Genomic DNA, 25,978 nt, shown 5'->3' on the forward strand with positions numbered 1-25,978 from the left:
GCCGCCGCAAGGGAAGTCGCCCTTCACGAGGACCCGAGCTGTCCCCGTCGTGCGCCGGTCCCCCGCCTGCCGCCAGAACGAGCGCTCCGGCGCCCCACCGATACGCGGGCCTGTCGATTGTGCAGCGAGAAGCGGGGCGGTCCCGGACTCCGCTCCCATGAAGACCCCGTTGCCGATCCCCCGCCGGCGGGAAGGCCGCCGCCTGTCCTCCGATGCGCTGGAACCCCGGGCGCGCCACCGCGCGCGCAGCGCGCCGAACGAGGCGCTCCACCCGGTGGTGTCGCCCTCGATCGAGGTCCTCTGGGCCGAGCGACCGTTCGTCGCCCTCCTGCTCCGCGCCCTCCGCGTCCCCGCACGCGACCTGGAGGATCTCCGCCAAACGGTGCTCCTCGGCGCCTGGGAAGCCATCCGAGCGCGCAGGTACCGCCCGGACCCACGGCGGCACCCGCGCGCCGCGCTGCGCGCATGGTTGCACGGCGTCGTCTGGCGCCAGGTGTCCCATTACCGGGAGCGCGCCTCCGTCCGCCGCGAGATCCTGTGCGGCGCGCCGCCCGCGCCCGCCGGCCAGGCGCATGTCGACATCGAGGGAGAGCTCCTCGCCCGCGCCGCGCTCCGCGAGGTCGCCGCGCTCCCCGCGGGCCATCGCGAGGTCCTCCTCGCGGCGGCCGGGCCCCTCAGCCTCGTCGCCTGGGCACGGACGCGCCGCATGAACCCCAATTCGGCCGCCAGCCGGTTGCGTCGCGCCAGGAGGGCGCTGGCTGAAAGGCTCGCCTCACCGAGGTGGCCGTTCGGTGAGGGCGCCGTTCGGTGAGGGCGCCGTTCGGTGAGGGCGCCGTTCGGTGACGCTGCTGCCGGGGTGAGGCCTTCGCTCGGCACCCGCTCGGCCGGTCGCGCCGAGCCCGTGTACGATTTCGCAACGAGCCGGGCGGCGTCGCCGGACTACCTATCCATGAAAGAGCCCCGAGCACGCCCAGCGCCCCCTCCTGCGCCCGACCCGGCGCTTGCGCCTGCACCCGCCCAGGAGGCGGCGCCTGCGCCTGCACCCGCCCAGGAGGCGGCGCCGGCGCCCGACCCCGAGCTCGCCGTCCCCGATCGGGAGCCTGCGTCCGCCATCGGGTCGTCCCCGCGGCCCTCTTTCGAGGAGGTCTATCAGACCTTGCTTCCATACGTCCTGGCGGTGCTCTGGCGGCTCGGCGTCGCGTCTCGGGATCTTCACGACGTGGCTCACGAGGTGTTTCTCGTCGTTCACCGGCGCCTCGAGGACCACGATCCTTGCCTGTCGCTCAAGTCGTGGGTCGCGGGCATCAGCGCGCATGTCGCCCTTCGCCACCGGGAGCTCGCCCGGAACCAGCGGGAGCTGCTCGCGCTCGACGATGGCGAACCCATCGAGCTCGCAGACCCCGGGCTCGACGCCGAGCGCCGGGTCGCACAGGTCGAAACCCAGCGTATCGTCCGCGAGCTCATCCAGCGCATCGAGAGGGAACGACGAGCGGTGTTCGTGCTCTACGACCTCGAGGGCAGCGACATGCGCGACGTCGCGCAGGCCCTCCAGATCCCCGTGAACACCGCATGGGATCGGCTGAGACGCGCTCGCAGCGAGTTCACGGCCGCGGTCAAACGACTCTCCGCGCGGGACCCGGACGCGCTCGGCCTTCGCCGCCTGCGCTTCGCCCTGGCGCCGTTCGCCCTGGCCGACAGACCCCTGCTGCTCGACGCAGGCGGGGTCCGGCTCGGCCTCTCGCAGGACCTCGCCGGGCCGCTCTGGGCGCGGCTCCAGCGGTCGCTCGCTTTGACAGGAGGGCTGGCCCGCGGCGCGGACAGCCTCGCCGGCGCCCCTGCAACACAGCCCGACGCAGGCGCTACGTCGTCCCACCGGCGCCGCCCCGGGAACGCGGTGGAGGCCGCCGGTGCCACCGGGGAGAAGCGCACGCCGCCGGTCGTCACGATCGCGCGATCCAGGCTCATCAAGGCGGGGGCGGCGCTGTTCGTCTGGGGCGCCGGGGCCGGCGCCGGCCTCGTCTATGCCATGCTCCCGCCGCCCGCTGCGGCGCCGGTGGTGTCCGTCCGCGCCGAGGCCGACGGCGCCGCGTCCGAGCGAGCCGAGCGCGCCGCGCCCGAGCGAGCAGAGCGCGCCGGGGCCGGGCGCAGCGGGGGCGCCGCGGACGGGCGCGCCGTGGCCGCGACCGTCGGGAGCGCTGGATCCCCGGCGGCTGTCGAGATCGCGGCAGCAGGGCCGTCACGCGCCCCCTCCCGCAAGGCGGCTCCGCCCAGCGAGCACCACACGACCGAGGAGAGCGCGTTGCTCAGCAGCGCCGGAATTGCGCTCAGCGAAGGGAAGGCGACAGAGGCGCTCGACGTGCTGGCTTTGCACGAGCGGAGTTACCCGCGCAGCCCGAGAGCCCAGCTGCGCGAGGCGCTGGCCATCCAGGCCCTCGTCCAGGCCGGGCGGCGCGCCGACGCCCGCGCGCGCGCCGAGCGGCTCCGCGCGGCGTTCCCTCACGCCGTGTTTCTCCCCGCCATCGAGGCGGCCATCAACAGCCCATGAGGGCCCAGGCATTGGCCCGCACGGGCGCGCGCGGCAGGGGCGTCGAGGGGCCGCGCGGCCTCGGTGTTGCTTTCGCGTCCGAGGACTCGGCCCGCGCTTCGGCCCTCCGCGAGCGGGCGCGCGGGTTCGTCGGGTCCGCTCGCGAGGGAGAACTCCGGTACGGCTGTCCGCCGCGGCGCCCAAACGGGAGGACGCCGCCGGCCGGGCCCGAGGCCGTGCAGGTGGTGCTCGACCGTCCGCGGGGCGCGGGCTAGCCTGTACCTATCCCCGATGAGCAAGAAGCTGGACGACGAGTTGGCCCAGGCGCTGTCTCTCGCAGAGCAGCAGGATACGCCGGCGGTGGTGAAGCCGGCCGCGGCGAGCCAGGCGCCGAAGCCGCGCCCGTCGCGCAGCCTCGGCCTGCTGGCGACGCTGCTCGTCATGGTGGGCGCGCTCGTCGCCCTGTTCCTCGTCGGCTTCAAGGAAGCGGCCGTCTACGCGACGCCCGTCGATCAGCTGCTCGCGTCGAAGGACAAGCTCGCCGGCCGCAAGGTCCGGGTCGAGGGCGAGCTCGTGCCCGGCACGCTGGTCAAGCGCGATTCGCCCTGCGAGTACCGCTTCCAGATCCACGGCACGCAGGCGCCGCTGCCCGTGCGCTACGCCCAGTGCGTCATCCCCGACACCTTCCGCGACGTCCCGAGCGGCGGCGTCCAGGTGACCGTCGAGGGCGCGCTCTCGCAGGGCGGCGACTTCGAGGCGAGCCTCGTGATGGCCAAGTGCACCTCGAAGTACGATCCCAACTCGCACGAGATGAAGGGCGGCGCCCAGCCCGGCGAGGGCCCGCTCTCCCTCAAGTGAGCGAACGCGCCCGCCCGCGCGCGGCGCAGCGCCGGCGGGCCGGGTAGCGCTCGTCTTCCCCCGCGCATCCTCCACACTTCGGCGATGATCTCCCGTGACCGCCGGTTGCTGAGCCCCGTGGGCGACGGACGCAGCTCGCCTGTTCCGGGCGATCCGCCAGCGGGCCGCTCCGGCGGCGGCGCGTCGAAGCCGATCGGCCCCATTCTGACGGCGCAGCACGCGCTCACCCTCCTGCCCGGCATGGAGGCGGTGCTGGGCTCGATCTTCCGCGACGTCGAGCGCGCAGAGCGGCGCGTCGACATCGAGACGTACATCTACCGCGACGACGTGCTCGGGAGCGCGTTCGCCGACGTCATGGGGCGGGCCGCGGCGCGCGGGGTGCGCGCGCGGCTCCTCTACGATCCGCTCGGCTCGCACGAGACCGACGCCCCGTTCTTCGACGAGCTCCGGCGCCGCGACATCGAGGTCCGCGCCTACCGCCCCATGGCGCCCGGGCTCGGCCACGGCGGGCTCCTGCCGCGGGATCACTCGCGCGTCATCGTGATCGACGATCACGCCTACACCGGCGGCGCCGCGTGGGGAGACGAGTGGCTCCCGGAGCGGCGTGGGGGCAGGGGGTGGCACGATGTCTGTATGCGCCTCGAGGGCCCCTGCGTCGAAGATTTCGCCTTCCTCTTCGAGCAGCGCTGGCGCGAGGCCGACGGCGGATCCGAGGGGGTGCGCGACTACGCGACGGGGCGCAAGTACCCGGATCTCGAGCTCGTCGCGGACACGCCGGACGACAACGCGCGCGTCTATGCCCGCTACCGCGAGGCGATCCGGCGATCGCGGGAGCGCATCTGGATCGAGAACGCCTATTTCTTCCCGCCCGCCGGGATGCTCAAGGATCTCGTCGACGCGGCCGCGCGCGGCGTCGACGTCCAGATCATCCTCCCCGGCGAGACCGATCTGCCGATCATCAAGCGCGCCGCGCGCGCCGAGCACGCCGCGTGGCTCGATCGCGGCTTCACGATCTTCGAGTACCAGCGGGATGTCCTGCACTCGAAGTTCGCGCTGGTCGACGGCGACTGGTGCACGATAGGCACGTTCAACGCGAACCCGAGCAGCCTGAGCGCCGTCAACGAGGTGAATCTCTTCGTGTTCGATCCGGCGTTCGTCGCGCAGGTGGCGGACCTGTTCTCGCGGGACAGGGCGGACTCGCGGCCGGTGACCCGGGGCACGCTCGCGGCGCGGTCGCTCCGGGGCAAGGCCGCGGACTGGCTCGCTCACGGGGCCTTGAGCCTCCTCGACAAGCTGGTCAAGACATCCCCGGACTGACGCCCGAGGAGGAGGCATTTGAGCCACGATCGCGATCTCGTCGTCCTGACGCAGAACATCTGGGGGGGAGTCGCCCTCTGGGAGCGGCGCCGGACGATGCTTGCCAGGCTCATCGGCGATCTGCGCCCTTGCCTCCTCGGGCTCCAGGAGGTGCACGCGCCGGCGGCGAGCGGCGACCTCGGCCAGGCCGGGGAGCTCTCGCGGCTCGCCGGCGGATACCGGGCCTGGTTCGCGCCGGGCAGGGTCGCCGCGAGCGGCGAGTGCGAGGGGGTCGCGCTGCTCTGCCGGGAGGACATCGAGGTGCTCGATCACTCCGTGGAGGCGCTCACGCTCGATCGCGACGACCCGTTCGAGCGCGACAGCCAGCGCGTCGTCCTGCGCGCCGCGATCCGGCACGCCGGCGCGGTGGTCGACGTGCTCGTCACGCACCTCTCGCTGTCGAAGCGCGCGCGGGCGCGCACCGTGCGTGAGCTCGTGAGCTTCGCCGCGCGCGAGCGTCAGAAGTCGGGGAGCCACGGCGCCGTGCTGATGGGCGACTTCAACGCGCTCCCCAGCGAAGAGGCGGTCTGTTATCTCCAGGCGAGCGCCGGAAACGGCTCCTGGCTCGACGCCTGGACGCAGGCGCACCCCGGCAAAGCGGGCGGCACCTGGCCCGCGGGCCTGCCGCTGCGCCGCATCGATTATGTCTTCGTTCAACCGGGCGAGGGGTGGGCGATCACGCGCTGCGAGCGGGCGCCGTTCTCCGGCTCGGATCACCACGGCGTGGCCGCGTGGCTGCGGCTCGGCGCCTGAAGGGCGGGCCCCGCTCGCCCGGATCTCCAGCAGATCTCGATGGATGAGGCATTCGCGCGCAAATTGTACCCGCTGCGGCGGACCGGGTAGGCTGGCGGCACATGAGCAGGCTGCTGATCTTGGGGGCGACCGGCGGCACGGGCGCCGCGTTGATCCGTCAGGCGCTGGAGGCTGGACACGAGGTCTCGGCATTCGCGCGCACGCCCGCCACCATCCCTGTCCCGCACCATGAGCGGCTGCGCGCGCTCCGCGGCGACATCATGGATGCCGAGCAGGTGTCGCGCGCCGTGTCCGGCCACGACGCCGTCCTCTCGGCCCTGGGATCGCGCGGCCTGGGTCCGACGCGCGTCTACTCGGACGGCATCGTCCACGTCCTGCGCGCGATGAAGGAGCATGGCGTCCGCCGCCTGATCGCCGTCACCGCCGCGGGCATCGGCGAGGAGCAGCAGCCTGCGCTCTGGTTCCGGCTCCTGGTCAAGCCGATGCTCCGCAACAGGTATTCCGACATGCTGCGCATGGAAGAGGCCCTCCGCCGGAGCGATGTGGCCTGGACCGTCGTGCGCGTCCCCAAGCTCACCGACGGGCGGCTCACCAAGGAGTGCCGCGCCGAAGTCGACCCCTCGCCGCCGGAGGGCTACCTCTTTGGCGGCCCCACGATCTCGCGCGAGGATCTGGCGTATTTCATGCTCTCCCAGCTGGAGAGCGAAGAGTACCTCCGCAAGGCGATCGTCGTGACGTACTGAGGGCGCGGCGCGGTCGTCATCTCTTGACGCAGCCGCGGAGCATCGGTCTGCTGCCGCCCCCGCCGTCGTGGCCAGCCTGCGGTGATCGCCACGAATGCCGCGATCGCCGTGATCCTCGCGGTGCTGCCGAGCAGAGGCCTCATAAACCATGATTTTCTCCCCCAGGACCGCTCTCCCATGGTTCCTCGGTCTGGCGCTGATTTCACTGAGCGGGTGCGAGCTGCTCGTCTCAGCGGACCGCAGCAAGATCGACGCACCCGCAGCCGGAGGCAACGGCGGAGAGGGCGGCAGCGGTGTAGAGAGCGGTAACGGCGGAGAAGGCGGCAGCGGCGTAGAGAGCGGTAGCGGCGGAGAAGGCGGCAGCGGTGGGCAGGGCGGCGCGGCCGGCCCGGTGTGCGGCGATGGGGCGGTCAGCGCTCCTGCCGAGGTGTGCGACGATGGGAATCGGACGGCCGGCGACGGGTGCGATCCGGGTTGCGCGATCGAGCCTGGGTTCGCGTGCGCCGGGGCGCCGAGCGTGTGTACGAGCGGGTGCGGCGACGGCGCGCTGGGCGGCGCGGAGACCTGCGATGACGGCGGCGACAAGGACGGCGATTGCTGCTCGCGCGCGTGTCAGATCGAGTCCGGCTGTGAGGTCGAGCCGAACGACGGATTCGCCTCGGCCAACGACGCCTTCGCCATCGCGCCCGGCGGTCGGATCCGCGCGTTCATCGACCCCGAATCCGACGTGGACGTGTTCTCGGTGACCGTCCCCGAGGGGTCGGTAGGGCGCATCAAGGCAGAGACGCTCGATGGCCCGCTGGGCACGACGTGCAGCTCGCTCGGCGTCGATACCCATGTGACGATCTTCGACGCGAGCCTGGCGAGCATCGAGGACAACGACGATGTCGCCGACGACGATTATTGTTCTTTCCTGGCGCTGCGCAAGCTGAGCCCTGGCGAGTATTTCGTGCGCGTGCAGATCTCCCCTGAAGTGGAGCCCGCGACGTTCGACTACACGCTCTCCCTCACGCTGGATACCTCGGTGTGCGGCGACGGCGTGCTGGAGGATCCGGAGCTCTGCGACGACGGCGATACGACCGGCGGTGACGGTTGCAGCGCGGCGTGCGAGCTGGAGCTCCGCTCTCCCGAGGTCGAGCCGAACGACACCGCGGCGCAGGCGGAGGGGCGCGCCGTGCTCCGGCCGAACGTGCTCGTCTCGGCGGCGATCGAGCCCCTCGGCGATATCGACGTCTTCGCCTTCGAGGTGCCGGGCCTCGCGGACGTCCAGCTCGCGACGTTCAGCCCCGGGCGGCTGAACGAGTGCGTCGAGGGAGTCGACACCTTCCTCCAGCTGCTCGACGTGGACGGCACGACGGCGCTGGCGAGCGACGACGACAGCGGCCCCGAGGCTTGTTCGCTCATCGACTCGAGCGTCGACGACAGGGCGACACGGCTCCAGCCGGGCACGTATTACGTGACCGTCGAGGAGTTCAACAACGACGCCTCCATCCCCGGGTACGACCTCCTCGTCGCCTTCACCTCGCTCTGCGGCAACGGGGTGATCGAGGAAGGCGAGGCGTGCGACGGCGGGGAGCGGTGTTCCTCGGGGTGCGCGCGGATCCCGGTGTGCGGCGACGGAGCCATCGACGGCGGCGAGGCGTGCGACGACGGCGGGACCGAGGGCGGAGATGGCTGCAGCGCCGCGTGCCAGCTCGAGGGGACCCTCCCGGAGATCGAGCCGAACGACGCGCGAGGCCAGGCCACCGCGGGTCGGGCGACCGCGGCGGGGGCGCTGTTCACCGCGTCGATCTCTCCGCCGGGAGAGGCCGACTTCTTCGCCGTCGACGTCCCCGGCCTGGCCGAGCTGGAGGTGGAGACCTTCGACGCGACCGGCCCGACGTCGTGCCGCGGCATCGACACAGCGGTGCAGCTCCTCGGGCCCGACGGCGCCGTGATCGCCGAGGACAACGACGGCGGCGAAGCCAGGTGCTCCCGTATCCGCGCCGCCGTCACCGCGCCGGGCGTCTACTACATGCGCGTCCAGGACTATGGAGGAGACTCCATCGCTGGATATACCGTGCGCGCGCGGACAACGGCCCTCTGCGGCGACGGCGTGGTCGAGGGCCTGGAGGAGTGCGACGGCGGCGCCGCGTGCGGGGCGACGTGCCAGCGCGTCCCGGTGTGCGGCGACGGCTTCATCGACGAACCCGAGGTCTGCGATGACGGCAACACCGGAGGCGGGGATGGCTGCGACGCCGCATGTCGGATCGAGGGGGCGATCGCCGAGATCGAGCCCAACTCGACCCCTGCCGAGGCCGAGGCGAACGGCGCTGTTGCGCCGGGAGCGCTCGTGTCCGGCGCGATCGAGCCGGACAGCGATGTCGACCTGTTCGCCCTGCAGGTCACGACCGTATCCGATCTCCGGCTCGAGACCTTCGACTCGAGCGGCCCAGCGCGGTGCGCCGAGGGCGTCGATACGGTCCTCTCCCTCCTCTCCCCGGAGGGGGCGACCGTGCTCGCCTCCGACGACGACGGCGGGATCGGCGCCTGCTCGCTCATCGACTCGAGGAGCCCCGGCGGGGCCGCGGCGCGCCGCCTGGATCCCGGGACATACCATGTCCGGGTCAGCGGCTTCCCGGAGCAGCCGGGGGCCCGCTACACGCTGCGGGTCTCGCTCGACGCCTCGTGCGGCGACGGCGTGAGGGAGGGCGCGGAGGAGTGCGACGGCGGCGCGGGGTGCAGCGCCCGCTGCGAGAGGCTCCCGGTCTGCGGCGACGGCCTGCTCGACGCGCCGGAGGGGTGCGACGACGGCAATGCCGCGGGCGGCGACGGGTGCAGCCCCGCCTGCCAGCTCGAGGCGGTGACCGCCGAGATCGAGCCGAACGACACCCCCGCGCAGGCCGGGGCGAGCGATCTCGTGATCTCGGGCGACGCGCTCCTCGCGGCGAGCCTCGCAGCGGGCGGCGACAGGGACGTGTTCCGCCTGAGCTTGCCTGTCGCCTCGGTCGTGCGCCTCGAGGTCTTCGACGGCACCGCGGCGGGCTGCGAGGGAGGCCTCCTCACGACGCTCCGCGTGCTCGACGCGGCGGGCGGGACGGTCGCGACGGACGAGGGGCTCTCCGACGCAGCGTACGCGGGCGGCATCGGCGGATGCTCGGCGCTCGTCGTGGCGTTGCCTTCCGGCGACCACGACGTCGAGGTCGCGGCGCGCGAGGGCGGCGCGGAATTTCCGCTCTACCTCCTCCAGGCCAAGATCCTCGCGCCGGCGGGCGCCGAGGAAGAGCCGAATGGCACCATCGCCACCGCGAGCAAATCCGTCGGATCCGACGGGTTCATCGCCGGCGCGCGGACGACCGACGATTTCGACTTCTACGCCGTGGATGTCCCGGAGGGCCGGTCGATCCGCGCGGAGATCATCGAGGGCGGCGAGGAGGCGTGCGAGTCGCTCGAGATCGACAGCCGGCTGTCGCTGTTCGACGCCGCGGGCTCGCTCATCGCGGACGATGACGACGGCGGCCGGGGCAACTGCTCGCTCCTCGACGGCGCCGGGGACGCCCCGCGCCACCCCGGGGCTCACGCGCTACCGGCGGGGCGGTACTTCCTCCGCGTCCGCGCCGCGTCTGGCGCCTCGGGCACCGCGGCCCTCTTCGAGTACCGGCTGGCCGTCACGCTCCGCTGACGAGCGCGGACGCCGCCGGACGTCCTGAATCACCGGTGGCCCCGTCCGGCCGGGACGGCGCGTGTCCGCCGCCGCGCGTCCGATGCCGCGCGCCGGGCGCCGCCGGGAGGCCGGGACGCACCCGCCGCCGCTCGGCGACTCGATGTCTCGATATCCCATCATCGCGAGACTGCCGCGCTCCGCGCGCCGCCGCGCGGTGTGGCTCCGCGGTCCTCATCGGAGCCGCATGGGGGGGCCATACCCACAAGCGCCTTCGCGAGGCGTCTTCGGTAGGTAGGTAGGTAGGTAGATCGAGCGCCGGGGGCGGCACGGAGCTGCCTTTTGCCTCGCCCGCGCCCCCGGCGCGCGCCCGCCCTGGCGTCGCCCGGCGATTCCCGCCCTCGGCCGCGCCTCGCGGCGCCGGCGTACATCGCCTCTATCGCGCGGGTGCGTGATACTTCGGCTGGATGTAGGAGCCCGCGGGGTGCGTTCGAGGCAGAGGACATGAGTTTATTGTCGAGGAGTGCCGGTATTCTCCCTGGTTCTAACTCCGTCCTGTTTTTGACCGGAAAGATGCCAGTCAAAAGTGCTTGCGTGAGACCGCGGGGAGAATAGTCTCCTGTTGTTCGCGTCATGACCTCGGGGCGGGTTCCTCCGGGAGCGTGACCGTGACGGGACGACGACGACGTGCGTCGCTCCCGTCGGGGCACCGCTCTCCTGGCGCTGGCCCCGGGGGATTGCATCCCTTGGGTGACGATCTGGATAGGTATCTGCATCAAACTTCACCACAGATTCGATTCCTCGGAGGTATTTCTCATGAAGAATTTCGCTCGTTGGGTGCTCGCCTTCGCAACCGTCACGTCGATCTCGGGCAGCGCCTTGGCCATCCGGAACGACTGTATCTATAACGTGTCGATGAAGACCGGCCTGAGGAAGGTGCCGGTCGGTACGACCGTCTGCCAGCTGGCCGAGCAGGCGGGCACCCCGTTCAACGATGAGTGCGGCTACGTGTGCAAGTGGGGCGTCGTGGCGGCCCCGGGCGCCGCCGTTGCCGCCAACATCTTCCTTCGCCAGCAGACGACGATCGGGAGCAACGACTGCGACTGGAACTCCTTCTATTTCACGGACGGGAGCATCTCGCTCCTGCCCTCTGTGCCGATCCCGCCCAGCACCGTGGCGTTCCCGCCCAGCACCGGCATCACCTCACGGCTCCAGAAGGCGCCTATCTGCAACTTCGTGGGGATGGAGGACGACTTCACCGGCACGATCAAGGCCACGATTCAGTTCTATTCCGCGCTGTCGATGCCCGTGCCGGTCACGTACGCCCCGCACTGCTACTGACGGCGTGCCTTTGAGACCGGTCTTCACTGGGCTCTGAGACGGCGCCCGGCGTCCGACCGATCGGCGAGAGCCTCCCTGCAGAAAGCCCATAGTAACGGCCCCGGGCAGGTCGGGGAGGCGCTCGTCGATCGCGTCGTGCGGATTGGGGAGGGGGCGCCGGCGGAACGCCGGCGGCCCCTTTCTCTTCTCCGCCTCTGCCGAGCTCCCGGCCGCAGGGCTCTAGCCAGGTCAACTTGTCTGGAGGAACAATGATGCAACCGAGTTCGTCGCAACGGAACCCCTCGCGCCGGCCCTTGTGGATCGCCGCCGGATTGCTCCTGGCCGCCCTCGCCGGCGTCGCCCTCTTCCTCGCTTTCCGCTCCGGGGACGAGCAGACCGCCGGGGCGAGTGGCCCGGCCGCCGGGGCCGAGAAGCACGTCCGCTACCGCAACAGGGCGCTCGTGCGCGGCCCGGCGCCGGCGGCGAAGGAGGAGGCGCGGCCCACGATCAGCGGCCTCGTCTATGGCACGGACGGGAACACCCTCGCCGGAGCGACCGTCGTCGCCATGACCTTCGAGGTCGCCGGCAACGTGCTCTCGACCGCGGGCTCCGTGAAGAGCGACGATGGAGGGCGGTTCGAGCTCACGCTCCCGGACGGCACCTATCAGCTGAGCGCGAGCGTCGATGGGTACGGGACCACGTCGACCACGGCGCGCCCCGGTGAGGCGGTGAGCCTCGTGCTGCCGAAGAGCGGCGTCATCGAGGGGCGCGTGCTGGACGAGCGGGGCGAGCCCGTGCGCCGCTTCTCGATCGACATCCTCTCGGCCGTGACGGCGGAGACGCCGGCGACGCCGCCCCTGTTCTCTCGCACGTTCGAGAGCCCGGACGGCTCGTTCCGCGTCGATCAGCTGCCCTCGTGGGACGTCGTCGTCAGGGCGACGGCGGCGGAGTTCGCGCCCGCGTTCTCCACGAACGTCAACGTGCGCGCCGGAGACGTCGAGAAGATGGATCTGACCCTCTCGAAGGGATGTACCTTGAGCGGGCAGGCGGTGGACTCGTCCGGCGCTCCGCTGCCCGGGGTGTACGTGGACGCCGAGTCGCTCTTCGCCGTCGGCGAGCTGAGCAGCCTGTCCATGGAGGCCGCCGCGCAGGCGCAGACCGAGGACGACGGCTCCTTCAGCCTGCCGCACGTGCCGAAGGGCACGATCGTCGTCCGCGGCTATGACGGCAGCAACGCCGTGAGCTCGACCGAGATCGAGGTCGCGGGCTGCGACGGCCTGAAGCCGGTGAAGCTCGTGATGTCGCCCGGCGGGAGCCTCTCCGGGGTGGCGCGAGACGCCGAGGGCAAGCCCGTCGCCGGCGCCCGGCTCACGCTCATGCACCGCCCGATCGGCTTCGTGAACACGGTGAGCGACGAGGATGGCAGCTTCAATTTCGACCAGGTCCCGCCCGGCGAGCTCCGCGTCATGATGCGGCGAGGCGAGGAGGTGATGCTCGCGGCGGTCGGCATCGAGGAGGGGAAGAACACGCAGCACGACATCGCCTTTGCGCCCCGGGGCACCGGGGAGATCCGCGGCCGCGTCACCGTGGCCGGCAAGCCGCTCCCGGGGGCTCGCCTCATGATGGCCACCCAGATCGGGGACGACGGCGCGATCGGCATGTTCTACCCCGTCACCGCGGAGGACGGCTCGTTCCGCGCGTCCGGGCTCCCGGCCGGCGGCTACATCATCAACGTCGAGTCGACGAGCATCGGGACCGGCGTGCAAGTGAAGGCGGGCGAGGTCAAGACGGCGGATCTCCAGGTGATCGACCTGCCCAGCATGAAGGGCAAGGAGGCCGATCTCCCGCTGCGGTAGCGAGCGCAGCGCCAGCGGCGATCTCCCGGCTGTCCGGAGGCGGAGCCTCCTGGACGGCCGGTCCGCGTTTTCAGGTCACTCCGCCGGGGTGATGGTCAGCGTGAACGGCCCCGAGGAGGCGGCGTTGTAGCTGTCGACGAAGATGTCGATCGGCTGGCCTGCTGTCCCCGTCACCGTGATCGACTCGGGCCACCCGGACTCGAAGGGATCATCCACGCAGGCGAGCTCGCTGCCCTGGTCTGCGCAGTCGCTGCGCGCGTAGAGGACGACATCGGCGTGGCCCTCCGGCGTCGCGGTGATCGTCAGGTCGCCGCTCTCCTCCGGGGTATACCGGTACACGAGCTCCCCGCCTTCGCCGCCGCACGACGCCGTGACGCCCTGCGTGCCCTCGGAGGTGTCGCCCACCGTCGTTGCCTCCGTGAGCGTCGCCGCGGCCGCGCACAGGGGCTCCAGGTTCACCTTGCACTCGCCGCTGCACACGTTGTCATCCACGGCGTCTCCGTCGTCGCACTCCTCCGTGCCGACGCGCGCTCCGTCCCCGCAGATCTCCTCCGCGAAGGACACGTCGAGCGTATACGACGCGTCCATCCCGTTCTTGCCCTCGATGAAGATGAAATAGGTCTGACCGGCCTCGGCGAGCAGCTCCAGCGGGGCGTCTTCCGGTCCGAACGCAGGGACGCAGCCGAGCAGCGTCGCCTCGTCGTCGCAGCTCTCCCGGATGTACCAGTCGAAGTCGGCTTCCGGCGCCGTCGCCGTCGCGGCGATCTGGACCGCGCCCTTCGCCGGCGCGACGAACCGGAACACCCGCTCTCGCATGCCCGTGCCCGTGACGGACGTGGTGATACCAGGGCAGAGCGCCGCGAACAGGTTGGTGCCGGCCTCCGTCGTGCCGGTGAACCTCCCGCCCTCCGAGACGTCGGTGGCCTCCGCGCACGCCGCGGCGACGCCCTCGACGCACGCTGCCTTCGTCGAGCAGTCGCGCTCCTCGCAGTCCTGCAGGCCGTCCTTGTCCTCGTCCTCGGCGCTGTCGCAGATCTCACCCGTCGAGACGCAGAACGCGGAGTCCTCGTCGCAGGCGCTCTTGCACTGCGCGTCGTCGTCGCAGCCGCCAAAGCACATCGTCCACCCGTCGTCGGTCACGTCGACGCACGTATGCCCCGCCCTCCCGCAGTCGGACGTCTCTTCACAGGACTTGAGACAGAGCGAGAAGCTGCCCTGCGGCAGGCACTCGGAGCCCTCACCGCAGGGCAAGAGCGCCGTGTCGCAGAGCCTTGTGCAGTAGCCGCCCGCCCAGCCGAACTCCTCCTCGGTCAAGCAGAGCCCGCCGAGGCAGTCCTCGTTGACCGCGCAGGCCGCGCCGTCCGCCTTCCCGTCCGGCGCGATGCCCTCGCCGCCGTCACCGCCCTGGCCGCCCTGGCCGCCCTGGCCGCCTGCGCTGGACGCCGCTCCCAACGGAGAGATCTCATCGTCGTCGCCGCAGGCGGCGAGCGCGAGAGACATCGCTGTGACCGCTGACAGGGGAAGAGCAAGTCGCATGTCGTTCTCCTGAAAGAGAGGTACAGCGCTCGACCACGGAACGCAGCAAAACTTGCGACAACAGCAAAAAGAGCCTGGATTGACTGGAATTGTTACGTCCGGAACGAAATACGGTGGTAAGAAAAGAACCCTTACAATCGTTCAATGCTGAGACCGTGACGTTTCAAAAACGAAACCCTGTAGGGGATGTCCCTGACGCATGGCCGCAATTCGGGGTGCTACCTAGGGGTCGTCCGGATGGCACGGTCAGTGCTTCATGGTAGGCAGCGCCGCCGGCGTGGCCTTCGCCCCCCTGAGGCCCCGGCGGCGCTGTCTTTTTGTCGGTCCTCGTTTCGCGTCGTCTCGCCGATCGCCGTCGCCACGCCTGAGCCCACTGGCTCGCTGCGCCACGCCGGGCGCGATGGACACGCGGCACGCGGGGATCGAGCGCCGATCTCCGTGGCGTTGTATGGTCCCGCCGCCCCATGGCGACGAAGCTCATCGCTCCCTCGAGCCACCCCCCGAATCAGAAGTTCGAGTGCCGCGACTGCCCAGCTCGGTGCTGCCGGATGCCGTGGAACATCCGCTTCAGCGGCGACGAAGCCAGGCGGTACCTCGCCGAGCCCTGGGTGCGGGAGCGCGTCGGGGAAGAGGGGGCCCTCGTCATCGGGCGCGGCGTGTTGCCCGTGCGGGAGCGGGATCGCCAGCTCCAGTGCGTCTTCCTCGACGACGACATGCTCTGCAGCATGCAGAAGCGGTTCGGCCACGAGTACATCCCGAAGTCGTGCCAGGCGTTCCCGTTCGGGTTCGTCCGCGACGAGAAGGAGGTCGTCGTCGCGCAGCTCTCCCAGCTGTGCCCGTCGATCCGCGACAACTACGGCAAGCCCGTGGACCGCCAGCTGAAGGCGAAGCTCCAGCAGCGAGGCGACACGGAGCGGATGTCGACGGCGCTGGCGACGCTGAGCGGCGTGATCCTCGCCCAGCCGCTTTATCTGCGCGCCGCGAGGCACTGGGAAGAGCAGCTCGCGACCGGCGCGTCGCCGGCGTCGACGCTGGCGCGGCTCTACGACTGGACGGCGGCCTTCGAGCGCGCTCTCCCCCAGGGCCAAGGGCGCGCGACGGACGCCTCGGTCGACGCCGCCCTCGGGCAGGCCGGCAAGGAGGAGCCCGAGCCGCTCGCGCCCCGCAAGAAGCCCTCTTTCTATGCGCGGGTGCTGTTCGCCTATCTCCTCGGCAACCTCTGCTATCCGTCGCGGGTCCGCGAGCCCCACCGGGTCGAGAAGGCCTCGTGGACGGAGCTCCAGGCGCTGCGCAGCTTCGGGAACAAGGCCGCCTGGATGCTCGGGAGAGGCACCGTCGATATGATGTTCGTCCCCAGGCCGTTCAAGCTCCAGCGTGTGAGCACGGTCGATCGCTTCCTCGCCGGCGACGAGGGGGCCGCCGTGAAGGACTACCTGCGCCTCGTGCTCCAGCGCCGGCACATCTTCTCGGCGCCGAGGCACCTCCTGGCGGCCGTGCTCGACCTCTCGCTGGCCACCGTCGTGATCTCCCGCTTCGCCCGCTGCCGCGCCGCGGCGGATGGCAGGGTCAAGGTCTCCCTGGAGGACGTGCGGGAGGGCATCAGCGTCGCCGAGCTCGTCCTCCTGAGCCACGCGGCCCTCTCGGAGCAAGGCACGCTCATGAAGAACCTGCGCTGGCTCCTGCTCACGAAGCGCGAGAGCTTCCGGGCCCTCCTGGCGACCGAGGCATAGGCCCATCGCCCGCCTGGTTGGGTCCGCTACCGAGACAGGCTCTTAGCACCTCGCGTCAACGTCAGGCCGGGCTCGCTTCACCGCCGACCGCGACTATTCTCGCGCCCACCGGGCCAGCTGGCCCATGGAGGCACGCGCATGATCGTCATGAAGTTCGGCGGCAGCTCGGTCGAGAGCCGCGCGCAGATCGAGAAGGTTCTTCACATCGTCAGAGCTCGCCTGGCCCGCCGCCCCGTCGTGGTGAGCTCCGCTCACAAGGGCATGACCGACGCGCTGATCAACGCCGCCAAGGCCGCCGCCACGGGGCGGTTCGATCCCTCCGTCCCGGTGAACAAGCAGCGCGCGGTCGCCGAGTCGCTCGGCTGCGCGCCCGACCTCCTCGCGCCCTTCTACGAGGAGATCGCCGATCTCCTGCGCGGCATCAGCCTCGTCAAGGAGCTCAGCCCGAGGAGCCTCGACTACATCGCGAGCTTCGGAGAGCGCATGGCCGTGCGGTGCATCGCGGACTTCTTCGCGAGGAGCGGCGTGCCGGCCCGCGCCTACGACGTCTGGGACCTCGGCTTCATCACCGACGCGAACTTCGGCCGCGCGCGCCCGCTGCCCGGCTTCGACGCCCGGATCAAGGCCATGTTCGCCGAGCGCGTCCCCGAGGGGATCGTGCCGATCGTCACCGGCTTCGTCGGCCGCAACGAGGCCGGCGAGATCACGACCGTCGGCCGCAACGGGAGCGATCTCACGGCCACGCTGGTCGCGGCGGGGCTCGGCGCCGAGGAGGCGCAGATCTGGAGCGACACCGACGGCGTGATGACCGCCGACCCGAGCGTCGTGAAGACGGCCCGGAACATCCCCACGATGCGCTTCGAAGAGGCCGCGGAGCTCGCGTTCTTCGGCTCCCGCGTCCTGCACCCCTCCACGCTCCTGCCCGCCATGGAGAGGGGCATCCCGGTGCGGGTGCTCAACACGAACCGGCCGGACCACCCCGGCACGGTCATCGACTTCGACACCGACGCCGCGTCCCCGGCCGTGACCTGCATCGCCTACCGCGAGCGGCAGGTCGTGCTCAAGATCAGCTCGACCCGGATGTTCGGCGAGGTCGGCTTCCTCGCGCAGGTGCTCGCCGTGCTGGCCCGGCACGAGGTCGTGATCGACGTGATCACCACGTCCGAGGTCTCGATCTCGATGACCACCGACGACCTCGGGAAGCTCAGCCGCGCGCTCCCCGAGCTCGAGCAGTTCGGCGCCTGCGAGGTCCTGCCCAACCGGACGACCCTCGTGATCGTCGGCCAGGGCATGCCCAAGCAGAAGGGCGTCGCCGCGCAGGTGCTCGACGCGATGGCCCAGGCCGGCGTCAACGTCGAGATGCTCAGCTACGCCACGGGCAGCGTCAACCTGTCGATGGTCATCGAGGACGCGCACGTCGCCTCCGCGGTCGGCGTCCTGCACCACTCCCTCTTCGAGAAGGCGCGGTGACGCCCCCTGGCGCGCCGAACCGATTGAACCTCGAGAAACAGCAGCGATTCACAGGGAGGCGAGGAGACGGGGAGATTTTTCTTTCTCTTCCTCCTCGCCTCCTCGCCTCCCTGTTGTTTTCTCCCGGATCCTCGACGTGATCGGTGTTCCTGCCGGGTGACGCGACGTTGACAGGCGTGACGCGACGCGGGCGCCGCAGTAGGCGTAGGCCTCGGTCGGACCAGGCGTCCGGCCCCGGGGAGACCATGACGGCGGCACACCTCGACGGCAGCGCGACGATCCAGCGCGAGAGCACGACGGACATCCTGCGGCGGATCGAGGCCGCGCACGGCACGTACGCCACGCCCCCCGCGCTCGCGTTCGACGCGGACGGCACCCTCTGGGAAGGGGACGTGGGCGTCGACCTCTTCGAGGCGTTCCTCGCGGGGCGCTGCGCGCGGCCCGAGGCGGAGGCGGCGCTGCGCCGCGAGGCCGAGGCGTTCGGCGTCGCCGCGGAGGGCGGCGCGCACGAGATCGCGAGCGCGCTCTACGCGGCGTTCAACGCCGAGCGCTACCCGGAGGACAGGGCCTTCGCGATGATGGCCTGGGCCTTCGCGGGGTGGCGCGAGGACGAGCTCGCGGCGCTCGTCGACCGCGTGCTCGAGGAGAGGGGCCACGCCGGGCGGATCCGGCCCGCGCTGCTGCCGATCCTCGACTGGGCGCGCTCGCGCGGCGTCCCGGTCTATGTCGTCTCGGCGTCGCCGCGCGCCGTGATCGTGCGCGCCGTCGCGCGCCTCGGCGTCCCGGCCGAGCGCATCGCCGCGATGACCCCGGCCGTCCGCGAGGGCCGGCTCGCCCCCGAGCTCGGCGCGCCCGCGACCTACGGCGAGGGGAAGATCCGCGCCCTCCAGCGCATCTTCCCCGAGCTCGCGGTGCTCGCGGCCTTCGGCGACAGCGCCTACGACGCCGCCCTGCTCCGGACGGCCCGGGTGCCCGTCGCGGTCTCCCCGAGCCCCAAGCTGCTCGCGGTCGCCGGTACGATCCCCGGGCTCGTCCTGCTCGCCACCTGAGCCGCTGCCATGGCCACCCTCTCGCTCCGAGGCCTGACCCGAAGGTTCCCGAGCGCCGAGCGCCCCGCGCTCGCCGGCCTGGATCTCGACGTCGACGACGGCGAGCTGCTCGTCCTCGTCGGCCCCTCGGGCTGCGGCAAATCGACGGCGCTCCGGCTGATCGCGGGCCTCGACAGCCCCGACGGCGGCACGGTCTCGATCGGCGGGCGCGACGTGAGCCGCGTCGCGCCGGAGGACCGCGACGTGGCCATGGTCTTCCAGGGCTACGCGCTCTACCCGCACATGACCGCGCGCGACATCATGGGCTTCCCGCTCAGGATGCGCGGGGTCGCGCGGGAGGAGCGGGCGCGCCGCGTCGAGGAGGCGGCGGCGCTGCTCGCCATCGGCCACTTGTTAGAACGGCGCCCCGGCGAGCTCTCGGGAGGCGAGCGCCAGCGCGTCGCCATGGGGCGCGCGATCGTGCGCGCCCCCGCGGCGTTCCTCTTCGACGAGCCGCTCTCGAACCTCGACGCCGCGCTGCGCGCCGAGCTCCGGGTCGAGCTCGCGGCGCTCGTGCGCCGCCTCGGCACGACGTCGGTCTACGTGACCCACGATCAGGTCGAGGCCATGACCATGGGCGACCGCATCGCCGTGCTCCGCGCCGGCGAGCTCCAGCAGGTCGGCCCGCCGCGCGCCATCTACGAGGCGCCGGCGAACACCTTCGTGGCCGGGTTCCTGGGCACGCCGGCGATCAACCTCCTCCCGCTCGAGCGCTCCGGCGAGCGCTACGAGGGCGCGGCGCTCTCGCTGCCCGCTCCGCCGGGGGTGGCGCTCCCCGACCGGGCCATCGCCGGCGTGCGGCCCGAGCACCTGCGCGTCGCGCCGGGGCGCGGATCGCACGGCGACGCGGGGGCGCAGGGCGAGGTGGAGGTCGAGGCGCGCGTCGTCGTGGCCGAGCCGCTCGGCGCCGAGACGTTCCTGTACCTCGACGCGGGCGGGACGCGGCTGCGGGCGCGGGCGCACGGCTTCGCGACGCCCGCGCCGGGCGAGGCGGTGCGCGCGCGGCTCGATCCGCGCGACGTGCTCTGGTTCGACGCGGGCTCCGGCGCGCGGATCGCCCCGCCGCGGGCGGCGTCATGAACGGGGAAGGCCGCGCCGTGCGCTCGCGGCGCGACGCGCTCCGGGCGCTCGCCGCGTCGCTCGCCGCGGCCGCGGCGGGATCCATCGGCTGCGCGCGGCGCGCGCGCGTCGTCGACGCGCGCGCCGAGGCCTCGCTGTGGTTCGCGTACGGCGGCAAGAACCGCGAGGTGCTCCTGTCGCTCGTCGACCAGTTCCACCGCGAGCAGGGCCGCTACCGCATCGACGCCGTGTACCAGGGCGACTACTTCGAGGCGCTCGCCAAGCTGCGGACCGCGCTCGCGGCGGGCGCGGCGCCCGCCCTGACGCACGTGGTCGGCGAGGTGGTGCCCTACCTGGCCGAGGCGGACGTGCTCGAGCCGCTCGAACGGCTCCTCGCCGACGCGCCGGGCGGCGACCTCGACGTGGTCGAGGCCCTCGGCCAGTCGGGGACGTTCGTGGGCGGCGGCGAGCGCCCGCTCGTGTGCCTGCCGTTCAACCGATCGACGCCGATCGCCTACTACAACCGGGATGTGTTTCGCGAGCTCGGGCTGTCGCCGCCGACGACCTGGGAGGAGCTCCGCGCGACGGCCGCGCGGCTCGTCGTGCGCGACGGCGAGAGCACGCGGCGGTGGGGCTTCGAGTGCCCTGTCGACTGGTGGTTCTGGGCCGCGCTCGTCGGGCAAGCGGGCGGCGACGTCGTGGCCCCGGACGGCACGCCCACGCTCGGCGGGGAGGCGGGCGTGCGCGCCCTCCGGTTCTGGCAGACCCTCGTGCACGAGGACCGCACGATGAAGCCGCCGCCTGGGCGCGATTACAACGCGTGGCAGGTGACGAACACCGACTTCCTGGCAGGCCGGGTCGCGATGATCTGGACGTCGACCGCGTTCCTTCGATACCTGGAGGACAACGCGAGCCAGGCGGGCGCGGGGAGGTTCGAGGTCGGCGCCGCCCCGCTGCCGCGCGACGTGCGCGCCTCGGTGCCCACGGGCGGGACGATGTTCGTGATGCCGCGGGGCGCCGCGCCGGCGGCGCAGGAGGCGGCGTTCGCGTTCCTGCGCTGGATGATGCAGCCGGAGCAGGCGAACTCGTTCGCGACGCGGACGGGCTACATCCCCGTCTCGCGCCGCGGCCTCGAGGTGCTCAGGCAGGGCGGCTACTACGCCGCGCACCCGAACGACCGCGTCGCCGTGGACCAGCTCGCGCACGCCGCGCCCTGGCCCTGGTCTCCGGACCTGTTCCGCGTCCAGCGCGAGGCGGTGCAGCCCCGGCTCGAAGAGGCGGTGCTCGCCCCGCGCGACGCCGCCGAGACCCTCTCCGAGGCCGTCCGCGCGGCGCGCGAGCGATGAAGCCCAAACACCCCCTCTCGCCCTACCTGCTCCTCCTGCCCACGGCGGCCTTCCTGGCGGTGTTCTTCCTGGTCCCGCTCCTGCTCGCGGCCAAGAACAGCTTCTTTGCGTGGGACCTGCTCACGCCCCCGCGGTACGTCGGGCTCCGGAACTACGAGGTCCTCCTCGAGAGCGGCGAGCTCGCCGGCACGCTGCTCCGCACGCTCGGCTACAGCGCCGTCGTGGTGGCGCTCTCCGGCGCCCTGGGGCTCGCGCTGGCGGTGGCGCTCGATCGCCCTGGGCCGGTCTATGCCTTCGTGCGGGGCGCGGTGTTCAGCGCCTATGTCGTGTCGTGGGTCGCGGTGGCGCTCCTCTGGATGTGGATCCTCGACGCCGAGGGGCTCTTCACCGTCGCGCTCCGCTGGCTCGGCCTGCCGACGATGAGCTGGCTCGGCGATCCCCGCTCGGCGCTGCTCGCGCTGGCCGCGGTGAGCGTCTGGAAGATCACCGGCTATGCCATGGTCATCTTCCTGGCCGGCCTCCAGGACATCCCCCGCGCGCTCCACGAGGCGGCCGCGCTCGACGGCGCCGGCCCGTGGCGGCGGTTCCGCCACGTGACATGGCCGCTGCTCCGTCCGAGCGCCGCCTTCGTGGCGACGACGAGCCTCATCCTCTCCTTTCAAGCGTTCGACGTGATCCGCGTGATGACGCAGGGAGGGCCGGTCAAAGCGACGACCCTCTTCGTCTACGCGATCTACGAGCACGTCTTCGTGAACCTGCGGGTCGGCCGGGCCAGCGCCATGATCGTGATCTTCTTCGTCTTTTTGCTCCTGTTGACGGTCCTGCAGCTCTGGGCGCTCCGCGCGGGCGCGCCGCGCCAGGCGAGGCGGTCGTCGTGACGGCGGGGCAGGGCGGCGGCGCCGGCGCGGGGCTCTTCAACTCGCGCTCGCGCCGCCTCGTCTCGGACGCCGTGCTCGTCGTGGTGGCCATCGTGTGGCTCGGGCCGTATGCGTGGATGACGATCACCTCGCTGAAGACGCTGCCCGAGATCACCCGCGCTCCGGCTTACCCCTTGCCGCAGGCCCTCCAGCTCGGCGCGTACCGCGAGGTGCTCCAGGCGGTGCCGGTGATGCGGTATTTCGTCAACACCGTGCTCATGGCGACGGCCATCGCGCTCTTGCAGATCGCCCTCGCGCTCCCGGCCGGTTATGCGCTCGCGAAGCTCAGGTTCGTGGGGCGGAGCGCCGCGTTCGTCCTGGTGCTCTCGTGCCTCCTCATCCCGGCGCAGGTGACGTTCGTGCCGGTCTTCACGATGCTCGGCTCGGTCGGCCTCGTGAACACGTTCGGGGCGCTGATCCTGCCCTTCGGGGTGAGCGCGCTCGGCACGTTCCTCGTGCGCCAGGCGCTGCTCTCGGTCCCTGACGAGATCATCGAGGCGGCGAGGATGGATGGGGCTGGCGAGCTCAGGATCGTCTACCTGATCCTCGGCCCGATGCTGCGGCCGACGCTCTCGGCGCTGTTCCTGTTCAGCTTCGTCTTTCACTACAACGATTACTTCTGGCCGCTCGTCATGACGACCGACGACCAGGTGCGCACGCTGCCGCTCGCGATCGCCCTCCTCCGGGAGCAGGGGACAGGGGTCCGCTGGCACCTCGTGATGGCCGGCAACGTGATCCTGAGCCTGCCTGTGCTCCTCGTGTTCGCGGCGGCCCAGCGGCAGATCCTGCGCGCGGTGACGGCGCGGATCTGAGCGGCGCGGGCGCCCGGGCAGGCCCGGCGCCGGAGGCCGGCGATCGAGCGGCCTACCAGCCGGCGTGTGCATCGACGTGGCAGTGAGCGTCGGGCGCGATCGAGCCCTGCCATCGTCGCTGTCGCTGCCCCCTGCGCTTCGCTCCGGCGGGGGTCGACTGGAGGGTACAGCGCGCCGCAGCGTCGGCGGCAGAAGAGAGCGCTGCGCGGTTTGTTCTCGTCCGGACGCCCTCTTTTCTGGCCCGGTCGTCGCACCGGCTCCCGCCGGCCGCGGCAGCGCCGGCCAGGGCAGCGCCGGCCAGGCGCTGCGGAAGGAGAGCCACGATGACCACCACCGAGCCAATGATGCAGAAGCAGATGGTCCAGAAGGAAGAGGGCAAGATCACGACGAAGATCGAGGAGAGGACCGGCAGGATTCCGTCCGGCGCCTATCTCGGGTTGGCGATCGGCTCGATGGCGGTCTCGGCCGGCTTCATGCTGGCGGGCAAGAAGCAGATCGCGAACTTCATCGGCCAGTGGGCGCCATCTCTGCTCGTGATCGGCCTGTACAACAAGCTGGTCAAGATCGAGCACGAGCTGGGATACGGCGCCTATCGCTGACAGCCTTCCTCCCGGGCTCGGGCCTCGCGAGCTCGGGCCTCCATCCATCCAGCCGGCTGCTCGGCGCCCTCCGTGGCGCCGTCGCGACCCCAGGGTCGAGCGCCCGCCCCGGCGTGCGCGGCGCGTGACGCCCTTCGCGCCTCGCACGAGAACACGCGTTCCCGCTCCCACCTCCGGACGGCGCGCCGCCCGCGGGGATCGCCGCCGTCCAAATCTCGACATCTGCCTGGAATCCTCCTTGCTAAGCTCGCGCGCGCGGCGAACGGAGGAACCCATGCGTCTGCGCCTTTCTCGTTCTCTTGTCGTGGCAGGGCTCTTGTCCACGGGCGTTTTCTCGTCAGCTCTCACGGCGTGCGGCCCAGGGGATCCATCCCCGGTGGCCGGGGCCCCTGTCGGCGACCCTGATCAGGAGATCACGGTGACGGAGGTGCCACCGCCGGCCATCAGCGGCGGAACGCTGATCGTCGCCGGCGACGGTCGCACGGCGGTGGCGGCGGACGCCGACCGCGATCGCGTCTGGATCGTCGATCTCGAGGGCGGCGAGCCGACGGCGGTCCTGCTGGAGCGCGGCGACGAGCCCGGGCGCCTCGTCGAGGACGCGAGCGGCCGGGTTCACGTGGCGCTCCGGCGCGCCGGCGCGGTGGTGACCCTCGATGTCGAGGCGCGGTCGGTCATCGCACGCAGAGACGTCTGCCGCGCGCCGCGCGGGGTCGCCTACGACGCCTCGCGCGACGCCCTCCACGTCGCCTGCGCCGGCGGCGAGCTCGTGACGCTCCCGGCCTCCGGCGGCCCCGCCGTCCGGAAGCTCCGCCTCGCCCCCGACCTGCGCGACGTCGTGGTCGAGGGCGACCGGCTCCTGGTCAGCCGCTTCAGGTCCGCGGAGACGCTGGTCGTGGGCCCCGACGGCGCGGTGCTCTCGCGCCGCACGCTCCCCGTCTTCTACTCGAACGGGTTCGCCAACTCGGAGTATGCGCCGTCCGTGGCCTGGCGCATGGCGCCGCTCGCCGGCGGAGGTGCGCTGATGGTGCACCAGCGCGCGATGTCGTCGAAGGTCACCCTCAGCCCGGGCGGCTATTACCAGTCTGCCGACTGCGACGGGAACATCGTGCACGCCGCGGTCAGCAGGATCGACCCGGCGGACGTTCCTGACACATCGATCCCCTCGCTGCCCGCGGCCGCGATCCCGAATGTCTCGCTGCCTGTCGACATCGCGGTCGCGCCCGACGGCGCGCGGATGGCCATCGTGGCGGCCGGCAGACGCACCGTCGTGAGCGCGACCGTCGACAATCTGGAGCGCGACGCCGAGACGGCCAGCTGCAGCCCGGAGGTCACCGCGAACGCGCTGAGCGGGCAGCCGGTCGCCGTGGCCTTCGACGGCCAGGGCGGGATCGTCGTGCAGCTGCGGGAGCCGGCAGCCCTGGAGTTGGTCGGCCGGCGCATCATCGCGCTTCCGGGAGCGAGCGTGAAAGACACCGGCCACGAGATGTTCCACCGCCCGCCGAACGGCGTGAGCGCCGTGGCGTGCGCGTCGTGCCACCCCGAAGGGCACGAGGACGGGCGGACGTGGGACTTCGATCCGGTGGGCCTGCGGCGGACGCAGGCGCTGGGCGGCGGCATCCTGAAGACGGCGCCCCTCCACTGGAGCGGGGATCTGCAGGATCTCGAGGGCCTGATGGGGGAGGTGTTCGTCTCCCGCATGGGCGGCCAGCAGCCCGGCGCCCGGCGGCTCGACCTGATGGCCCGTTACATCGACAGCCTGCCCGCCTTCCCGGCGTCGCCGCCCGAGGACGACGCCGCCGTGGCGCGGGGCGAGGTGCTCTTCCATGACAAGCAGGTGGGCTGCGCGGAGTGCCACGGCGGCCCGATGCTCACCAACAACCGGAACGAGGACGTGGGCAAGGGCGAGCGGTTGCAGGTGCCCTCGCTCCTCGGCATCTCCGGGCGCGCCCCGTTCATGCACGACGGCTGCGCGGCGACGCTCCACGATCGCTTCGATCCGCTGTGCGGAGGCGACGATCACGGCGATATCTCCGGCCTGGCCCCCGCGCAGCTGGACGATCTGGTCGCCTACCTCGAGTCCCTCTGAGCCTCCGGCGCGCCGCGCTCCTCGCGCGGTACGACCGAGGCGTTCCTCGACATCCGGGGCCGATTGCCACGCTACGAGCCCTCGTCACCCGGCCGCCCGCGGAGCGGGGAAACCGCGTGTGACGGGGCGCCCGGCCCGGACGCGCCGCCAGCGGCTGGCGCCGCGCTCTCCGACGGCACAGCCGTTGCTCGTCCATCGAAACAGGCGCAGTCGATGCAACCGACGCAACCGACGCAACGGACATCGCGGCTCGATGGACCCGGGCCACACGCACGGTCTGTCTTC

At 71.9% G+C, this 25,978-nt stretch carries 19 protein-coding genes; 18 read left to right on the forward strand and 1 reads right to left on the reverse strand.

The genetic code is table 11. The annotated features are described in order from the left end of the window. The first annotated feature begins 157 nt into the window (after window positions 1-157). The 9 genes from WME73_RS50600 (at window position 158) to WME73_RS50640 (ending at window position 13,050) form a co-directional block, all read left to right on the forward strand. Entirely contained in the window at window positions 158-811 is a 654-nt protein-coding gene (locus WME73_RS50600; RefSeq protein WP_437914301.1) for a sigma-70 family RNA polymerase sigma factor, read from the forward strand. 138 nt (window positions 812-949) lie between these two features. Beyond that, window positions 950-2,545, forward strand: coding sequence for a sigma-70 family RNA polymerase sigma factor (locus tag WME73_RS50605; RefSeq protein ID WP_437914303.1), 1,596 nt, complete (start codon window positions 950-952; stop codon window positions 2,543-2,545). A gap of 270 nt (window positions 2,546-2,815) precedes the next feature. Next, the gene (locus tag WME73_RS50610; RefSeq protein WP_437914305.1) at window positions 2,816-3,382 is read left to right on the forward strand and encodes a cytochrome c maturation protein CcmE; all 567 of its coding nucleotides are present in this window, start codon (window positions 2,816-2,818) and stop codon (window positions 3,380-3,382) included. 84 nt (window positions 3,383-3,466) lie between these two features. Continuing rightward, window positions 3,467-4,699 carry a phospholipase D-like domain-containing protein gene (locus WME73_RS50615; protein ID WP_437914307.1) on the forward strand — a complete coding sequence of 411 codons (1,233 nt, stop codon included), beginning with the start codon at window positions 3,467-3,469 and terminating at the stop codon, window positions 4,697-4,699. Window positions 4,700-4,717: 18 nt separating this feature from the next. Then, entirely contained in the window at window positions 4,718-5,491 is a 774-nt protein-coding gene (locus tag WME73_RS50620) for an endonuclease/exonuclease/phosphatase family protein (RefSeq protein ID WP_437743445.1), read from the forward strand. A gap of 101 nt (window positions 5,492-5,592) precedes the next feature. Continuing rightward, window positions 5,593-6,234 carry an NAD(P)-dependent oxidoreductase gene (locus WME73_RS50625; RefSeq protein WP_437548267.1) on the forward strand — a complete coding sequence of 214 codons (642 nt, stop codon included), beginning with the start codon at window positions 5,593-5,595 and terminating at the stop codon, window positions 6,232-6,234. A 148-nt stretch (window positions 6,235-6,382) separates the two neighbouring features. Further along, a complete protein-coding gene (locus tag WME73_RS50630; protein ID WP_437914310.1) occupies window positions 6,383-9,895 on the forward strand; it encodes a DVUA0089 family protein in 3,513 nt (1,170 codons plus the stop codon). Between the two features lie 795 nt (window positions 9,896-10,690). Beyond that, entirely contained in the window at window positions 10,691-11,215 is a 525-nt protein-coding gene (locus WME73_RS50635; RefSeq protein ID WP_437914311.1) for a hypothetical protein, read from the forward strand. 248 nt (window positions 11,216-11,463) lie between these two features. Then, window positions 11,464-13,050 (forward strand): MSCRAMM family protein, encoded by a 1,587-nt coding sequence (locus WME73_RS50640; protein ID WP_437914312.1) that lies wholly within the window; start codon window positions 11,464-11,466, stop codon window positions 13,048-13,050. A gap of 75 nt (window positions 13,051-13,125) precedes the next feature. On the opposite strand, the gene WME73_RS50645 is transcribed toward WME73_RS50640, so the two are convergent. Continuing rightward, window positions 13,126-14,586: a hypothetical protein gene (locus WME73_RS50645; RefSeq protein WP_437914313.1), complete on the reverse strand. Its 1,461-nt coding sequence runs from the start codon at window positions 14,584-14,586 to the stop codon at window positions 13,126-13,128. 464 nt (window positions 14,587-15,050) lie between these two features. Between WME73_RS50645 and WME73_RS50650 the strand changes: the two genes are divergently transcribed. From WME73_RS50650 to WME73_RS50690, 9 genes are all read left to right on the forward strand, one after another. Beyond that, the gene (locus tag WME73_RS50650) at window positions 15,051-16,316 is read left to right on the forward strand and encodes a YkgJ family cysteine cluster protein (protein WP_437914314.1); all 1,266 of its coding nucleotides are present in this window, start codon (window positions 15,051-15,053) and stop codon (window positions 16,314-16,316) included. A 138-nt stretch (window positions 16,317-16,454) separates the two neighbouring features. Then, complete coding sequence (locus tag WME73_RS50655) at window positions 16,455-17,786, forward strand: aspartate kinase (protein ID WP_437914315.1); 1,332 nt, start codon at window positions 16,455-16,457, stop codon at window positions 17,784-17,786. A 245-nt stretch (window positions 17,787-18,031) separates the two neighbouring features. Further along, complete coding sequence (locus WME73_RS50660) at window positions 18,032-18,835, forward strand: HAD family hydrolase (RefSeq protein WP_437914316.1); 804 nt, start codon at window positions 18,032-18,034, stop codon at window positions 18,833-18,835. A gap of 9 nt (window positions 18,836-18,844) precedes the next feature. After that, window positions 18,845-19,954 carry an ABC transporter ATP-binding protein gene (locus WME73_RS50665; protein ID WP_437743453.1) on the forward strand — a complete coding sequence of 370 codons (1,110 nt, stop codon included), beginning with the start codon at window positions 18,845-18,847 and terminating at the stop codon, window positions 19,952-19,954. Next, complete coding sequence (locus WME73_RS50670) at window positions 19,951-21,279, forward strand: ABC transporter substrate-binding protein (protein ID WP_437914317.1); 1,329 nt, start codon at window positions 19,951-19,953, stop codon at window positions 21,277-21,279. Before WME73_RS50665 ends, WME73_RS50670 begins: the two co-directional genes overlap by 4 nt. Beyond that, window positions 21,276-22,157, forward strand: coding sequence for a carbohydrate ABC transporter permease (locus WME73_RS50675; RefSeq protein ID WP_437914318.1), 882 nt, complete (start codon window positions 21,276-21,278; stop codon window positions 22,155-22,157). Before WME73_RS50670 ends, WME73_RS50675 begins: the two co-directional genes overlap by 4 nt. After that, window positions 22,154-23,008, forward strand: coding sequence for a carbohydrate ABC transporter permease (locus WME73_RS50680; RefSeq protein ID WP_437914319.1), 855 nt, complete (start codon window positions 22,154-22,156; stop codon window positions 23,006-23,008). Before WME73_RS50675 ends, WME73_RS50680 begins: the two co-directional genes overlap by 4 nt. Before the next feature lie 323 nt (window positions 23,009-23,331). Next, a complete protein-coding gene (locus tag WME73_RS50685; protein WP_437743457.1) occupies window positions 23,332-23,607 on the forward strand; it encodes a hypothetical protein in 276 nt (91 codons plus the stop codon). 418 nt (window positions 23,608-24,025) lie between these two features. Further along, entirely contained in the window at window positions 24,026-25,693 is a 1,668-nt protein-coding gene (locus WME73_RS50690; protein ID WP_437743458.1) for a cytochrome-c peroxidase, read from the forward strand. Window positions 25,694-25,978: the final 285 nt, after the last annotated feature.

This window comes from Sorangium sp. So ce302 (genome assembly GCF_051530145.1).
In the GTDB taxonomy this organism is placed as follows: Bacteria; Myxococcota_A; Polyangia; order Polyangiales; family Polyangiaceae; genus Sorangium; species Sorangium cellulosum_B.